Source organism: Acinetobacter sp. AKBS16 (assembly GCF_002899995.1).
GTDB lineage: Bacteria > Pseudomonadota > Gammaproteobacteria > Pseudomonadales > Moraxellaceae > Acinetobacter > Acinetobacter baumannii.
On the sequence record NZ_POYH01000002.1, the window covers coordinates 1 to 15,698 of the forward strand.

A 15,698-nucleotide genomic window follows, 5' to 3' on the forward strand; every position below is an offset into this window, starting at 1 on the left:
CGCCGTAAGTTTTTGCACAAATTGTTGCAATCGCAGCAGTTAAAGTTGTTTTACCATGGTCAACGTGACCGATTGTACCCACGTTTACGTGTGGTTTATTACGTTCAAACTTGGCTTTAGCCATGATGATCTTCCTTTATTAACTACTCATGGAGGGTCGCTCCATGAGCACTTGGTTTTTAACTAAGAATTAGTTAGGGCTTATAGTAATCGAAAGATTACTCGTCGTCACCTTTTTTACCGCCAGCTTGGAATTTAGCGATGATGCCTTCAGCCACGTTACGTGGAGTTTCAGCATATTTAGCAAATTCCATTGAGTATGTCGCACGACCTTGAGACATAGAACGCATTTGAGTCGCGTAACCAAACATCTCAGCAAGTGGAACTTCTGCTTTAATTGCTTTTGTTCCACCAGGAAGATCGTCCATACCTTGAACCATACCACGACGACGGTTTAAGTCACCCATGATATCGCCCATGTAGTCTTCTGGAGTCTCAACTTCAACTTTCATGATAGGTTCAAGAAGAACAGGATCTGCTTTCATGAAACCATCACGGAATGCGTAAGAACCAGCCATTTTGAACGACAATTCGTCAGAGTCGACATCGTGGTAAGAACCGTCAAAAAGAACAGCTTTAACGCCTACAACTGGGTAACCAGCCAAGACACCATTCTTCATACGTTCTTGAATACCTTTGTCAACTGCACCGAAGAATTCTTTAGGTACTACACCACCAACAACTTCTTCAGCGAATTCGTATTCTTTACCAGCAGCTTCAACGTCAAGCGGTTCTAAACGAACATATACGTGACCGAATTTACCTTTACCACCTGTTTGACGTACGAATTTACCTTCTTGCTCAACAGTTTTCTTAATCGTTTCACGATAAGCAACCATTGGTTTACCGATATTCGCTTCAACACCGAATTCACGCTTCATACGGTCAACGATGATGTCAAGGTGAAGCTCACCCATACCAGCAATAATTGTCTGACCAGATTCTTCATCAGTGTGAACACGGAATGAAGGGTCTTCTTTAGCCAAACGGCCTAAAGCGATAGACATTTTTTCTTGGTCAGCTTTAGTTTTTGGTTCAACCGCTAACTGAATTACTGGATCTGGGAATTCCATACGTTCAAGTGTAATGATGTTTTTCTCATCACATAATGTATCACCAGTAGTAACGTCTTTAAGACCTACACACGCTGCGATATCACCTGCACGGATTTCATCAATATCTTGACGTTCGTTTGCGTGCATTTGCACGATACGACCGATACGTTCACGCTTAGATTTAACTGGGTTATAAACAGCATCACCTTGTTTAAGAACACCAGAGTAAACACGTACGAATGTTAAGTTACCTACGAATTTGTCGTTCATGATTTTGAACGCAAGCGCAGAGAACGGAGCTTCGTCAGATGCTTCACGAGACGCTTTAGTTTCGTCTTTATCGTCAAGGATACCTTCGATCGCTTTAACTTCTGTAGGTGATGGTAAGAATTCAATTACAGCGTCCAACATACGTTGAACACCTTTGTTCTTGAATGCAGAACCACAAAGCATTACTTGGATTTCAGAAGCTAATGTACGAGCACGTAAACCTGCGATGATGTCTTCTTTAGAAAGATCACCTTCTTCAAGGTATTTGTCCATTAACTCTTCAGAAGCTTCAGCAGCAGCTTCAACCATGTTTGTACGCCATTCTTGAGCAGTATCAACTAGGTCAGCTGGAATCTCGCCGTATTCAAACTTCATACCTTGAGAAGCTTCATCCCAGATAATTGCCTTCATTTCGATAAGGTCAACTACACCAGTGAATGTGTCTTCAGCACCGATTGGCACAACGATTGGCACAGGATTCGCACCAAGACGTGTTTTCATTTGTTCAACAACACGGAAGAAGTTTGCACCAGTACGGTCCATCTTGTTCACGAATGCTAAACGAGGCACTTTATATTTGTTAGCCTGACGCCATACAGTTTCAGACTGAGGCTGTACACCACCAACTGCACAGTAAACCATGCAAGCACCGTCAAGAACACGCATAGAACGCTCAACTTCGATTGTGAAGTCAACGTGTCCCGGTGTATCAATTACGTTGATACGGTGTTGTGGGAATTGGTTACCCATACCAGACCAGAAACAAGTTGTTGCAGCAGAGGTAATTGTAATACCACGCTCTTGCTCTTGTTCCATCCAGTCCATTGTTGCTGCACCGTCGTGTACTTCACCAATTTTGTGAGATACACCTGTGTAGAACAAAATACGTTCAGTTGTAGTTGTTTTACCTGCGTCGATGTGCGCAGAGATACCGATGTTACGGTAACGAGTAATTGGGGTTTGGCGAGCCATGATGTCTACATTCCTAAATGTTATCTTTAAAACAGGGCGCACCAATTAAATTGATGCGCACGAATACTCAAGCGGGGCAACTTAAATACCCGCAAAGCCCCCACTTTGGTAGAGAGCAATGTTGAATCTAGCTACTGTATGCATGAGTATTCTCCTGATTAGGGACTGTTTTATCCGCTTAGAAACGGTAGTGAGAGAAGGCTTTGTTAGCTTCTGCCATACGGTGCACGTCTTCACGTTTTTTGATCGCAGCACCTTTGCCTTCAGCTGCATCAAGCAACTCGCCAGCAAGACGTAAAGCCATAGTTTTTTCAGAACGCTTAGCAGCAGCATCTACTAACCAACGCATTGCTAAGGCAGTACGACGGGATGGGCGTACTTCCATAGGTACTTGATAAGTAGCACCACCAACACGGCGTGCTTTTACTTCGACCATAGGACGAACTTTTTCAAGAGTAGTCTCGAAAAATTCAACTGGGTCTACTTTGTTTTTTTCTTGAACGCGTTCTAAAGCACCGTAAACGATACTTTCAGCAATAGATTTTTTACCATCTTGCATTACGTGGTTCATGAATTTAGCGATTGTTTGGCTGCTAAATTTAGGATCTGGAAGGATCTCACGAGCAGCGACTACGCGACGTCTTGGCATTTTAATACACCTAATAATATGACACTTCAGGATGATCCAGCAGTTTGTACAAGTGTCATGTACACGACGCTGGCCTTACTATACGTCGCTTGAATTACAAATCTATGAAGAATTCAAACAAGCGAAACGCTAAAGGGCTTTTGGACTAGTTTCCCAGAATTACTTCTTAGGACGTTTAGCACCGTATTTAGAACGTGATTGGTTACGATCTTTAACACCAGCACAGTCTAAAGAACCACGAACGGTATGGTAACGTACACCCGGTAAGTCTTTAACACGACCACCACGGATAAGAACAACACTGTGCTCTTGTAAGTTATGGCCTTCACCACCGATGTAGCTAGATACTTCAAAACCTGAAGTTAAGCGAACACGGCAAACCTTACGCATAGCTGAGTTAGGTTTTTTAGGTGTAGTTGTATAAACACGTGTACAAACACCACGACGTTGTGGACAAGCCTTCAACGCAGGAACTTTGGATTTTTCAACCAAAGTCGTACGACCCTTACGGATCAACTGATTCGTTGTTGCCATATGGCAATTCTCCCGTTATTAAAAAACCTTAAAAAGAAAACACCTCTTTTTAAGGGCACATAATTGTAAGCCAAGATGCAAAAATGGTCAACATGGCAGCAGTTGCCAAATGTTGACCATATCAATGATTGACAGGATTATTTACAAATTTAAATAGGGGTGAAATTTAGTTTTCAAACCCTACCTTTGTAATTGTATTGTTAAGAGTACTTTTGCCCCTCTATAACGTCATCATTTTCTTCACTTTCAGGCTCTAATGCTGGCTTTTGTTCACTATGTTCATGTTCAACTACATGTTTCTCTGCAAGATGCTCAATTCCTTGGTGAACATTTTCTTGAACTTTCTCTTCGCTTTTTTCAGAAGTATTTGATTTGACCACAACAGATACTTTTGAAATTACATCATGATTTTCAATTTTATGATGCTGCGCAGCATGGACACTACCATTTTCACCCACATTTAAAAGACGTGGACTCGCTTTTTGAATTAGAGTTACCGCCGCATAGTACGCCTGTAATGGTGATAAATGCTCATTTGGATGTTCATTTAAATAATGTCTTGCTGCACCGAAAATAGCTTGTGCCTTATGGCCTACATCTTCTTGTAACTTCCAACTATAAACAGCACTAAGCACTGCACCAGCTACTGGAGTAAACTTGCCTACCACAGCAAGTTGCGGAACTTTATTTAACCAGTTCCATTTAAACTCACCATTTTCATCAACTAACCAGCTTTTTAAGGTTTCAATATCATTTGAAGAGCCAAGTACTTGCTGGAACTGTTGAATGTCTTGAGTCTCCAACATATTTCGTAAGGCTTTCAGTGCCAAGAGTAAAGTCTGCTTTTCCGCAATTAAGCTGATATCAACTTCTTTAAAAATAAATTCAACAACGTCTTGGTCAGTTGCTTCGGTTAAATCAAAGCCGTGTGATCTACCTGTTTGGTAAATTGTTCTCAAAACTAGGACTAATGAAACTGGAATATCTACGGCTGCTCCAACCATTCCAGATACGCCCGTAATTGCACCTTGAATACTGGCAATCAATTTATTTTGTTCAATAAGTGCCTGACTTAAACGTTGGGAGCGTGAGGTATCTTTTGTAAGCTCAAATAAGTCTTTAGCCCCCGCTTCTTCTAAAATTTTTTCAGTTAACGTACTTTTCGAACTAAAGTCATTCAACCAATCAAATAAATAGCTTGATATTTTTTCATTCCAGTCAGGTGAAATAAATGTAGCGATACCATTGACCTTTCTAAAATGGCGTCCAAATACCTGACGAGTAACTTTAGGTAAATGTTCACGTAACATTTGTTGTGGGCTTTCATACTGCTCCACTTCAAACGGACTTTTATTTCTGGCACTACCTTCTACTGTTTTGCCATTTGAAAGTGGCTCAACCAATTTACTTACCTCACCAATTTGACTTTGCTGCAAGATGTTTAAACCAGTAGAACTGAGCTTTTTAGCCACTCCGAAGACCTGAGAAAACAAATTGTCAGATTGATTATTATTAAATTTTGTCATCCAGTACCTCGATTTTTTAATTTATCTAATTAGAGATAAATACTAGGTGGAATGTGGATTTATCTCAACTTGAATGTGTGTATTTTAGTTAACCCTAAATGCAACATACTGTGTATTTGGTTATTTTTTTTAAATGCAAAATTGACATAAAGATTTGCCATAAGAAATAAAAAACCTTTCTGCTATCATGGTAGCAACGAAAACATGGGTCTACTGTTCTTACAGCTATATTCTCCTATCATTTAATAGCTGCTCATGATCATAGACTTTAAATATCACCATAAAGGGACCTGTAGATGAAACGTGTTGTAATCACTGGTATGGGTATTAACTCATGTATCGGTAACTCTTTAGAAGAAGTTACTCATTCACTTAAAAATGGAATCTCCGGGACACGTTTTAACCCAACTTATGCTGAACTCAATTTTAAAAGTCATGTCAGCGCTGCGGCAGAACAAGATTTTGACAATATTGATCGTAAATTAAAACGGTTCATGGGCGTATGTGCAATGTACGCTTATAACTCTGCTGTTGCAGCTGTTGAACATGCTGGCTTAAAAGCAGAAGATTTAGCAGATAATCCACGTTATGGTATTGCTGGTGGTTCAGGCGGTGGTTCAACTGCTTCTGTTGTAGAAATGACTGAGCTTTTAGAAACTAAAGGTGCTCGTAAAGTTGGTCCTTTCTTTGTTCCACGTAACATGACAAATACAATCACTGCAAACGTGGGTGTAGCATTTAAACTTCAAGGTATTGCTCACTCAATTGCAAGTGCTTGTGCAACTTCTGCAGACGCAATTGGTTATGCATATAACCTTATCGCTCTAGGCAAACAAGACCTTATGCTTGCTGGTGGTGGTGAAGAAGATCACTGGTCTCAAAGCCTATTGTTTGATGCAATGGGTGCTTTGTGTTCTAAATACAACGACACACCTGAAACAGCGTCTCGTCCATATTCTAAAGACCGTGACGGTTTCGTTATTGCTGGCGGTGGCGGTTTCGTTGTTCTTGAATCTCTTGAACATGCTCAAGCACGTGGTGCAAATATTCTTGCTGAAGTTGTTGCTTATGCTGCAAACAGTGACGGTGCTGACATGGTCGCTCCAAGTGGTGAAGGTGCAACTCGCTGTATCTTGATGGCTCTTGAAGAAGCGAAACAACACGGCGTAGATAAAATTGACTATGTAAATACGCATGGTACTTCTACACCAGCAGGTGACGTGACTGAGCTTAAAGCAATGGAACGTGCTTTCGGTGAAGGTAAAGTTCCACCACTTAGTTCAACTAAATCTATGACTGGTCACAGCTTAGGTGCTGCTGGTGTTCATGAAGCAATTTACTCTGTATTAATGCTTCAAAATGACTTTATCGCGCCAAACATCAACGTGACTGAGCTTGATGAAGGTACTGAAGGCTTTGATATTGTGCTTGAAAAACGTGATACAAAATTGAATACTGTAATGAGTAACAGTTTTGGCTTTGGCGGTGTTAACGCTTGCCTAATTTTCAAGAAGTGGGATGCATAATCCCGCGTAGGATTATCGATGGATGCACCTTCTGATGCCTTTTTGTGGGTAAAAGCATTACATATTATTGCTGTGGTTTGTTGGTTCGCTGCTTTGTTCTACTTACCACGTCTTTATGTTTACCATGCAATGAGTGATGATGCTACAAGCCATCAACGCTTTGAAGTAATGGAACGTAAGTTGTATCGAGGTATTATGTGGCCATCTATGATTGCCACATTAATTACCGCTCACTTTCTCGTAGATTGGGGTGATGCAACTAGACATTACCATGAAGCCACTTGGTTTTATCTAAAAGTTGGATTAGTGGCTTTATTAGTGATTTACCATTTAGTTTGTGGTTACTATCGCAAAAAGCTTATTGGAAATGCTCACTACAAATCACATAAGTTCTGGCGTTTCTTCAATGAAATGCCAACCTTAATTTTATTTGCTGTTGTGATTTTAGTTGTTGTAAAACCTCAGTTTTAACTGGGGTTTTTTATTATCTAGGACTCTCATCTCATTCTCTTATGCATTTTACTGACTCAACCTATTCATAATTTATTATTCAGAGCAAAAGACTTTTATACCAGTCTTAATACATTCTTATAAAAACATCTCATCTTTTTTATAAATTCAAACAACAGAAAGGATAAAGCATGAAAAGTCTGGCTTTTATTCATCGTAACGATACTCGCTTTGCGATCGGTGATTTTTATCCAGTTCTTTCTGTTTTTTCCTACCATGAGTTAGGCAATACCCTCTCACCCTTCTTACTACTCGACCATTTAGGTCCCGGAAAAATTGCACCTTCTATGAAACGTAGAGGAGTTAATGATCATCCCCATCGTGGATTCGAAACGGTAACACTTGTTTATGCAGGTGAACTGGAACATAAAGATTCATCTGGTGGAGGTGGATTTATAAGTGCTGGCGATGTGCAATGGATGACCGCAGCCTCTGGTGTGATTCATCGGGAATTGTTTAGTGAAGAGTATTCTCGATCTGGTGGTCCCTTTGAAATGATTCAACTTTGGGTCAATTTACCAGCAGCAAATAAAATGAATTCTCCGCGCTATCAAAGTTTAAAGAAAGCTGAAATACCGATGGTGAAACTGGAAAATGAAGCTGGATTTGTACGTATTATTGCAGGGCAGTTTAAGCATGTTATGGGCCCTGCACTTACTCACACTCCTATTACCGTATTAGATGTAGAGCTCCAGGCAGGTCAACAAGCTGCCTTCCCTGCTCAATCCGGTGAAACAGCTTTAGTTTATTTACGTTCAGGTCGGGCACAATTTCATAAAGATGAAGACGTTTTAGAGGAACAAGGCCTAGCAGTCATGTCAAACCAAGGAGAGCATTTCTCTATTACTGCCCTGCAAAGCTGCAAATTACTTATTTTGACAGGACAACCCATCGCAGAACCGATTAATGGTCATGGTCCATTTGTAATGAATACTTATGATGAGATTTTACAAGCCTATGATGATATTAAAAATGGAAGATTTGCCAAGTAAAACAAACCAGCTGCCGCATGAGAAACAAATGTCAGTTATTTGCGTCTGTCTTTCAACATAGTTGATGTATGTTATGCTACAAACCAATAGATGAACTTATTTATTAGCAAAACTATGTTCACTCTCAACGCTTTTAAAATTGTCATATATCGACAATTTATTATTTTCACCCTTTTTATATTTCGTCACTTAAAAAGCTATCCGATTCGATTTCTTACACCTGAAGAAAAAGCTTTAGCACAAAGGGTGTTTGGGAGTTTGCTAGATTGTGAACGTCCTAAAATTATTGCTACTCGTTACTTACCGTGGCAAGCGCATGGAATTTTGATGGCTCCAAATGGGAATATATACGTCAATCTTTCTGACTACAGCAGTAATTACGCGCTAGAGTCTAAATTCATACAAGGGATTTTTATTCATGAGCTAGCTCATGTTATGCAATACCAACGAGGTATTCATGTATTACTAAAAGGTGCGTTACTGCAATCTGCCTACTATCTGAGTTTTAAGTATTACAATCCTTATAAATATACTTATCATCCTCAGAAAGCATTTAGTTCTTACAATATTGAGCAGCAAGGAGAAATTGCTAGAGATATCTGTTCAGGTAAACTGCCAAATATCATTTGTTTACCTCAACTTGATTTGTAACCAAATAATCCAGTTTGTTTTCAACGTAACTTTTTTGCTAACTTATCAATAGAAATTTGATAAACAAAAAACATAAAAATAAAGTTGAGATCTAAATTTATTAATGTCAAATTATTGAAAATAAGTATAAAAACTTATTTCAAATTTTTGAGCGATAAGGCAGTATACAAACAATAAAAATAATGAAGCTTGTTTCTATTGTATACAGAAAATCTCGTTATTTTTACGCAGAAAATATGTGATTGGTATATATTATTGATCTTGACATTTTTGTTTACTATTTTACGTGTTTATTATCGTGCTATACACATCGTTGAAAAATTATATCCATAAAAATCAACACTATGTGTATTTATATTCGTTATGATCTAGGATTAGGTTTGAATGAAAAGTTTTAAAGTTGCCCTTGCTCAGTTTTCTCCGCATATTGGCAATATTGACTCAAACACCCAAAAGATGATTGAGCAAGCAAATCAGGCGAAAAAACAAGACGCTGACCTGATTATTTTTCCTGAGCTTTCTGTGATTGGTTATCCAGCTGAAGACTTATTGTTACGTCCAAATTTAAATAAGCGGATGCAAAAGGCTTTTGCTCAACTTAGTGAAGTTAAAGATATTGTGATGGTTTTCGGCTTCGTAAACCAGACAGAAGATGGCCAACGCTATAATTCAGCTGCTGTCATGAAAGACGGTCAGGTTTTAGGTGTCTTCAATAAACATAACTTGCCAAACTATGGCGTTTTTGATGAAAAACGTTATTTCCAAAAAGGCCATCAGCACTTGGTATTTGAGTACTTAGGCCATAAGTTTGGTGTACTCATCTGTGAAGATATCTGGTCAATCAATACAGTAAAACAATTAAGCCAATTAAATGTTGATACTGTACTTGTGCTTAATTCATCGCCATATGAAGTGGGTAAACCACAGCATCGTAAACAGACATTAAGTGAGCTTGCAAAGCAGCTTCATTTAAATATTGTTTATGTTAACCAAGTTGGTGGACAAGATGATTTAATTTTTGATGGTACAAGTTTTGTCAGCAATCAAAATGGTGAAATTGCTTTACAAGCACCTAGCTTTAAAGAAGATCTCTATATTGCTGAATTTGACCGCGATACAAAATTATATAAAGTTGTCGAGTCTGCTCCTGCACTAGAAACTTTTGCAGAGATCTATCAAGGTCTAGTCATGGCAACACGTGACTATGTAGAACGCTCAGGTTTTCCTGGAGTAATTTTAGGTCTTTCTGGTGGTATTGACTCTGCCCTTACGCTTGCTATCGCAGTTGATGCAATCGGTGCAGAGAGAGTTCAAGCTGTGATGATGCCATATACTTACACTTCTCAAATTAGTGTAGAAGATGCAGCGGAACAAGCTCGCCGTATGGGCGTGACTTTCGGTATTGCCGAAATTCATTCAATCGTAAATAGCTTCATGCAAACTTTGTATCCGTTCTTTGGTAATTCACCAGCCGATGCGACTGAAGAAAATTTACAAGCGCGCGCTCGTGGCACATTGCTTATGGGCTTATCTAACAAGTTTGGTAATTTAGTTCTTTCTACAGGTAATAAATCTGAACTTTCAGTTGGCTATTGCACACTTTACGGTGACATGGTGGGTGGCTTTGCTGTTCTCAAAGATGTTTATAAAACAATCGTGTTTGAATTAGCAAAATACCGTAATAGCTTAAGTGAAACTCCGGTTATTCCTGAGCGTGTAATTACTCGCCCACCTTCAGCAGAACTGCGGCCAGATCAAAAAGACCAAGACTCTTTACCAGCGTATGATGTATTGGACGCTATCCTTTATGCATACATTGAAGAAGATTTAGGTCAGGCAGACATTATTGCCAAAGGTTTTGATAAAGAAGTTGTTGAAAAAGTCATCCGTTTAGTTGATCGTAATGAATATAAACGTCGTCAAGGTGCGATTGGCCCGAGAATTACTTCTCGTGCATTTAGTCGCGAACGACGTTATCCGATTGTCAACGGTTGGACAGCGAATGACTGAGCAGAAAAACTCATCAAAAACTACAGCACTTGCTCAAGCACTTTTGCTTGAGCAGGTGGAATTTTTCAAAAAACAATTATCTATAGAAAACTCACCTATTTATTTCCGGCAATTTATTCAGCTTTTTATGCAACATGCCGATGAAATTAAACTTTATGAAGTTGTGGATTTAGAACAATTACAAGCCGTTGTGAAACGCTATGCTTTTGAAATGCAGCTTGGTGCAGGCTTGCTTGAGTTTATTGGGGAAATTGCACAGCGTATTTATTTATCTGCCATGAAATCTCCAGTTCAGCTACAAGACTTGGTATCCGATCACCAGTTTGAAATGTGGCTTTCCAAGTTTTTGGAAATGGAGCATATTCCACATTATCTCAATCAGTTTTTAAGAACTAGCCCATCTGTCCAACAGCTTTGCCAATATATTGCCACTTCAACCTTAGAACAAAAATTACCAAAATTTCTAACGGCATCTAGAGTGGATGACTACCATTTTGAATGGCAACATAAACTCAAAAAATTCTCTTTTTTACAGCAACAACGTCTTGAGCATAAGCTTGAAACGTGGATTGCCAGCTTTATTCATGAACAACTGACAGAATTAAGCCTTTTATCGGCTGAAGATTTAGAAAGCTTAGTACGTCATATCTGGGAAGATATTAGACATAAAAAAATCTATGAGTTTATGAAACAGCTCACTCCTCTCGATGTTGAGGAGTTCTTTGTTTTAATTTATGAATACTGGAAAGAATTACGACAGTCACAATTTATGCAAGGTCTTATTTTGTATGGTGTCGAAGTTTTTTATGATTTTTATAAAGACCAGAGTTTATTTGAAGTATTAAGTGCAATTGGTTTATCCGAAACTGACTTACAAACTGAAGCTTTACGTTTTTATCCAAAAGTTATGGATGCCTTTAATGAACACGGTATTTTGGAACCGTTACTTCAAGCGCTCTTAGCTCCTTTTTATCAAAGCTCAAAAACACTCGATATAATTGAAAAACATTTTAGTGAGTAAAAAATAGATAAAAAGAAACCACGCAGGAGCGTGGTTTTTAAAATGGTGGCTATGACGAGACTTGAACTTGTGACCCCCGCATTATGAGTGCGGTGCTCTAACCAACTGAGCTACATAGCCGTAAACTGTGTGCGCATTATCTATAGTTCTGTATAACAGGTCAATACTTCAAAACTCTTTATGCCCACCAAATGAACAAATATGATTCAGATCACCATTATTTGTTCATTTTTTAGCAAATTCTTACTTTAAGCAATTGATCGGCCACAGAAATATATTAAAGATCTAATACCAATTTTTTACCTTTTGCTCGTGATACACAAATCATCATACTCTTTTGTGAAGCTTTTTCGGCATCACTTAAGTATTGATCGAAGTGTTCTGCTTCACCTTCTAAGATAGCGGTTTCACATGTACCACAAACCCCTTCTCTGCATAGACATTCCACATCAATATTTAATGTCTCGATGGCTTGTAAAATAGTCTGGTTACTTTGTACTTCAATTTCCTGATTAGATTTGGCAAGTACCACCGTAAATGCTTCACCATCTTCAGGAACTGTTGAGGCAAATTGTTCCCAATGAATGTATTCATCGCGGTAACGGTGCTTGTTACAACAATCAATCACCGCATCAATCATAGGTTTAGGTCCACATACATATACATGTGTGCCTTTGGGTTGCGATGAAATTAATTCATCTAAATTAAGCATGCTGCCTTCTGAGTCAACATAACTAAATACATGCCCTGCATGTTTCTGTGTTAGCTCATCAAGTAAAGCTGCATGTTCAGGTGAACGGTAAGCATAGTGCAGCTCATACTCTGCTCCACGTGCTGCCAGCTCATCCATTTGAGGTAAGAATGGTGTAATACCAATACCACCAGCTATCAAGATATGTTTATTGCCTGTTTCAGCTAGCGGGAATAAATTTTTTGGTTCTGAAATCTGGATTTCACAGCCTTCATTGCACTGATCATGCATGAAAACTGATCCACCCTTACCTTCCACATCCTTACGAACGCAGACTTGGTAAGTTGATAAATCTTGCGTACAGCTCATCAATGAGTAGGCATTGGAAAGTTGTTCATTCATTTTGACAATAATATGGCTTCCCCCACTAAATCGAGGAAAGTTCTGCCCATCTTGACGTTTGAACGTAAACCGTTTGATTAAAGGGGTTAGCTGTTCCACACGAGTAACAACCGCTGGGAACATTTCATAATGACTCGCCATATTAGAATCCTTCTTTTACCGCATATTTTTGTTGTTAGGGCTTATCCTTAAAGCCCTAAACACATGTATTTAATGGTCATGAATTCTTCAAGACCATATTTTGAGCCTTCACGCCCAACACCTGATTGTTTCACACCGCCAAATGGTACAACTTCATTTGAAATTGCAGTGGCATTCATACCGACCATTCCATATTCAAGCTGTTCTGACACTCGCCATAAACGTGAAATATTTTCGCTATAAACATACGCAGCCAAACCAAAGATAGTGTCATTTGCTTGAGCAACCACATCTGCTTCATCTGTAAAGCGAATGAGCGGCGCAACTGGACCAAAAATTTCTTCTTGGACAATTTCCATTGTACGGTCAACGTTAGTTAAAACTGATGGTTCGTAAAAGGTTTGTCCTAAAGCATGCTGCTTACCACCACAGGCAATCTTAGCGCCTTTGCTCACTGCATCATCAATTAACTGCTGTGCTTTCAAAACTGCCTTTTCATTAATTAATGGGCCAATTTGTACGCCATCTTCAAGTCCATTACCGACTTTAAACTTTTGTACTTCTTGTACAAACTTCTCGGCAAAAGCTTGATAAATATTGTTATGTACATAAATGCGGTTAGCACAAACACAGGTCTGGCCTGCATTACGGAACTTGGCAAAAATCGCGCCTTGTACAGCTTTATCTAAATCGGCATCATCAAACACAATCAGAGGAGCATTTCCGCCCAACTCAAGCGCCAATTTTTTAATGGTGCTTGAACACTGCTGCATCAATAAACGGCCCACTGGCGTTGAACCAGTAAAAGTTAACTTCTTCACTTTTTCATGTGAAGTAAATACCGAGCCAATTTCTTGAGATTTACCAGTAACAACATTAATCACACCAGCTGGAATACCTGCTTTTTCTGCAAGCTTTGCAATCGCTAATGCACAGTAAGGTGTTTCATTGGCTGGCTTAATCACGACCGTACAACCCGCTGCTAGAGCTGGCGCTGCTTTACGGGTAATCATGGCAATTGGGAAATTCCACGGCGTAATCGCAGCCACCACACCCACAGGTTCTTTACTGATAATAAAGCGCTGCTGGTTATTTACGGTTGGAATCACATCACCATAAATACGCTTGCCTTCTTCGGCAAACCATTGAATAAATGATGCAGCATAGCGAACCTCGCCTTTTGCTTCTGCTAAAGGCTTGCCTTGCTCAATGGTCATGATTAAAGCAAGTTCATCGGTATGATCGAGAACCAGTTTATGCCAAGCCAATAAGATATCAGCACGGTTTTGTGCCGTTAAAGCTTTCCAACTTTGTAAAGCCGTATAGGCAGCTTCAACTGCTTGGGTTGCCTCTACCGCTCCCATATTAGGAATTGTGCCAATTTCTTCGCCTGTAGCTGGATTACTCACCGGAACAGTCGCATTCGACTGTGCAGCTAGCCATTGCCCATTAATATAGGCTTGTTGCTGAAATAGTTCAGTACTTTGTAAACTCGACATATCGTCTTCCTAACTGAAGAATCAGGTGTAAGTCATCTTTACACCTGAATAAATCCCTTTGTTTTTATTGATGGTACTGCGCCACAAGATGTTGGAAGTAAGCAATACCATGCTCACTGATACCAGAACGTTGCTTGTCAGTCATGATACGGCCTTGACCACGATAACCACGTGATTTCAAACCACGTTGTACGCTCTCTACCAAGTTCAAATCTTCCGGACGGAATACATTGCGATACCACTCAATCAAATCTTTTTGATCTTGAGTCAGTTCTTCGTTAGTGAAGTAAATATCGTAATGCTGCAAAGTTGTTTCTGCATCAACAGGGAATTCATAAATAACTGTCATGAAGTTGCTGCCTGGTGGTACGTTGAACATGGTGCAAGGCCAAGTCCAGAAACCATGAAACTCAGGATCTGTTACTGATGGATCAAGTTTGAATGACTTCTCAGATGAACGTGCAAAGCCATATTGCAATGTCCAGTTTTGATGTGTTGTATGCCAGTATTTATCGACTTGTACAGAGTCAGCAAAGCCTGGATGTGCAGGTCCACAGTGGTAGCATTCCATATAGTTATCAACAATCACTTTCCAGTTTGCTGGTGTTTCTGTCACAAAGCGTGCTGCCAATTTTAAATCTTTAATCACACCACATGCTTGATTTAAACGTTCAGCAAAGCCCGGTAGCTGGTCTTCTACACAAGTCGCATTTTCATCCATATTAATAAATACGAAACCTGCATATTCTTCGACTTTTAAAGGCACCATGCTTGAGTTTTCTTTATCGAAAGATTCAACGTGGTCACAGTTACGTGCCAATGCCAAGCTACCGTCTAGCTTAAACGTCCATGCATGATATGGGCAGGTAATTACATTTTTTGCTTTACCACTACCGCTTAAAAGTTCATGACCACGGTGCGGACATACATTATAAAAAGCTCGTAAAACGCTATCTTTACCACGAATGATGACAATATTTTCACCAATCACTTTACGGGTAATATAGTCATTTGGCTGAGCCAACTCACTACCATGTGCAACGCAAATCCAGCTTTTAGCAAAGATAGCCTCTTTCTCGTGCTCAAAAACTTGAGATGAAGTATAGAAAACTTTAGGGAAAGTCCATGCAACATCTGGGTTTGCGCAAAAATCTTCAGGTAATTTTTCAACTGCACTCATGTTTTTACT

14 protein-coding genes and 1 tRNA gene are annotated in these 15,698 nt (G+C 39.4%); 6 read left to right on the forward strand and 9 right to left on the reverse strand.

The features are described from left to right. The 5 genes from C1642_RS00020 to C1642_RS00040 form a co-directional block, all read right to left on the reverse strand. A partial coding sequence (locus C1642_RS00020) for a GTP-binding protein (RefSeq protein ID WP_016660498.1) occupies window positions 1-124 on the reverse strand: 124 nt, incomplete at its 3' end. A gap of 94 nt (window positions 125-218) precedes the next feature. Next, window positions 219-2,357, reverse strand: coding sequence for an elongation factor G (gene fusA, locus C1642_RS00025; protein WP_000113824.1), 2,139 nt, complete (start codon window positions 2,355-2,357; stop codon window positions 219-221). A 178-nt stretch (window positions 2,358-2,535) separates the two neighbouring features. Next, window positions 2,536-3,006: a 30S ribosomal protein S7 gene (gene rpsG, locus C1642_RS00030; RefSeq protein ID WP_001138055.1), complete on the reverse strand. Its 471-nt coding sequence runs from the start codon at window positions 3,004-3,006 to the stop codon at window positions 2,536-2,538. Window positions 3,007-3,165: 159 nt separating this feature from the next. Then, window positions 3,166-3,540 carry a 30S ribosomal protein S12 gene (gene rpsL, locus C1642_RS00035; protein ID WP_000246374.1) on the reverse strand — a complete coding sequence of 125 codons (375 nt, stop codon included), beginning with the start codon at window positions 3,538-3,540 and terminating at the stop codon, window positions 3,166-3,168. A gap of 200 nt (window positions 3,541-3,740) precedes the next feature. Further along, window positions 3,741-5,066, reverse strand: coding sequence for an EcsC family protein (locus tag C1642_RS00040; protein ID WP_000160010.1), 1,326 nt, complete (start codon window positions 5,064-5,066; stop codon window positions 3,741-3,743). 296 nt (window positions 5,067-5,362) lie between these two features. On the opposite strand from C1642_RS00040, the gene C1642_RS00045 reads away from it, so the two are divergent. The 6 genes from C1642_RS00045 (at window position 5,363) to C1642_RS00070 (ending at window position 11,776) form a co-directional block, all read left to right on the forward strand. After that, window positions 5,363-6,592 (forward strand): beta-ketoacyl-ACP synthase II, encoded by a 1,230-nt coding sequence (locus tag C1642_RS00045; protein WP_000832710.1) that lies wholly within the window; start codon window positions 5,363-5,365, stop codon window positions 6,590-6,592. An 18-nt stretch (window positions 6,593-6,610) separates the two neighbouring features. Then, window positions 6,611-7,063 (forward strand): protoporphyrinogen oxidase HemJ, encoded by a 453-nt coding sequence (hemJ, locus tag C1642_RS00050; RefSeq protein ID WP_000339889.1) that lies wholly within the window; start codon window positions 6,611-6,613, stop codon window positions 7,061-7,063. Window positions 7,064-7,233: 170 nt separating this feature from the next. Beyond that, complete coding sequence (locus C1642_RS00055; protein ID WP_000838084.1) at window positions 7,234-8,094, forward strand: pirin family protein; 861 nt, start codon at window positions 7,234-7,236, stop codon at window positions 8,092-8,094. A gap of 90 nt (window positions 8,095-8,184) precedes the next feature. Continuing rightward, on the forward strand, window positions 8,185-8,745 hold the full coding sequence (locus tag C1642_RS00060) for a hypothetical protein (protein WP_001048150.1): 561 nt from the start codon (window positions 8,185-8,187) through the stop codon (window positions 8,743-8,745). A 384-nt stretch (window positions 8,746-9,129) separates the two neighbouring features. After that, window positions 9,130-10,755, forward strand: coding sequence for an NAD+ synthase (locus C1642_RS00065; RefSeq protein ID WP_000834616.1), 1,626 nt, complete (start codon window positions 9,130-9,132; stop codon window positions 10,753-10,755). Further along, the gene (locus C1642_RS00070; RefSeq protein ID WP_000139297.1) at window positions 10,748-11,776 is read left to right on the forward strand and encodes a hypothetical protein; all 1,029 of its coding nucleotides are present in this window, start codon (window positions 10,748-10,750) and stop codon (window positions 11,774-11,776) included. Before C1642_RS00065 ends, C1642_RS00070 begins: the two co-directional genes overlap by 8 nt. A gap of 43 nt (window positions 11,777-11,819) precedes the next feature. Here C1642_RS00070 and C1642_RS00075 read toward each other — a convergent pair. The 4 genes from C1642_RS00075 to cntA all read right to left on the reverse strand — a co-directional run bounded on the left by C1642_RS00075 (window position 11,820) and on the right by cntA (window position 15,689). Continuing rightward, window positions 11,820-11,896: transfer RNA gene (locus C1642_RS00075), tRNA-Met, on the reverse strand. Between the two features lie 157 nt (window positions 11,897-12,053). Then, a complete protein-coding gene (gene cntB / locus C1642_RS00080) occupies window positions 12,054-13,010 on the reverse strand; it encodes a carnitine monooxygenase, reductase subunit CntB (RefSeq protein WP_000146428.1) in 957 nt (318 codons plus the stop codon). A 47-nt stretch (window positions 13,011-13,057) separates the two neighbouring features. Further along, complete coding sequence (locus C1642_RS00085; RefSeq protein WP_000096968.1) at window positions 13,058-14,509, reverse strand: NAD-dependent succinate-semialdehyde dehydrogenase; 1,452 nt, start codon at window positions 14,507-14,509, stop codon at window positions 13,058-13,060. 64 nt (window positions 14,510-14,573) lie between these two features. Beyond that, the gene (cntA, locus tag C1642_RS00090) at window positions 14,574-15,689 is read right to left on the reverse strand and encodes a carnitine monooxygenase subunit alpha (RefSeq protein WP_001277084.1); all 1,116 of its coding nucleotides are present in this window, start codon (window positions 15,687-15,689) and stop codon (window positions 14,574-14,576) included. Between the last annotated feature and the right edge of the window lie 9 nt (window positions 15,690-15,698).

Coding starts and splice junctions, on each gene's coding strand:
- fusA (WP_000113824.1), bottom strand. CDS start 2,357: ATGGCTCGCCAAACCCCAATTACTCGTTACCGTAACATCGGTATCTCT.
- rpsG (WP_001138055.1), bottom strand. CDS start 3,006: ATGCCAAGACGTCGCGTAGTCGCTGCTCGTGAGATCCTTCCAGATCCT.
- rpsL (WP_000246374.1), bottom strand. CDS start 3,540: ATGGCAACAACGAATCAGTTGATCCGTAAGGGTCGTACGACTTTGGTT.
- C1642_RS00040 (WP_000160010.1), bottom strand. CDS start 5,066: ATGACAAAATTTAATAATAATCAATCTGACAATTTGTTTTCTCAGGTC.
- C1642_RS00045 (WP_000832710.1), top strand. CDS start 5,363: ATGAAACGTGTTGTAATCACTGGTATGGGTATTAACTCATGTATCGGT.
- hemJ (WP_000339889.1), top strand. CDS start 6,611: ATGGATGCACCTTCTGATGCCTTTTTGTGGGTAAAAGCATTACATATT.
- C1642_RS00055 (WP_000838084.1), top strand. CDS start 7,234: ATGAAAAGTCTGGCTTTTATTCATCGTAACGATACTCGCTTTGCGATC.
- C1642_RS00060 (WP_001048150.1), top strand. CDS start 8,185: ATGAACTTATTTATTAGCAAAACTATGTTCACTCTCAACGCTTTTAAA.
- C1642_RS00065 (WP_000834616.1), top strand. CDS start 9,130: ATGAAAAGTTTTAAAGTTGCCCTTGCTCAGTTTTCTCCGCATATTGGC.
- C1642_RS00070 (WP_000139297.1), top strand. CDS start 10,748: ATGACTGAGCAGAAAAACTCATCAAAAACTACAGCACTTGCTCAAGCA.
- cntB (WP_000146428.1), bottom strand. CDS start 13,010: ATGGCGAGTCATTATGAAATGTTCCCAGCGGTTGTTACTCGTGTGGAA.
- C1642_RS00085 (WP_000096968.1), bottom strand. CDS start 14,509: ATGTCGAGTTTACAAAGTACTGAACTATTTCAGCAACAAGCCTATATT.
- cntA (WP_001277084.1), bottom strand. CDS start 15,689: ATGAGTGCAGTTGAAAAATTACCTGAAGATTTTTGCGCAAACCCAGAT.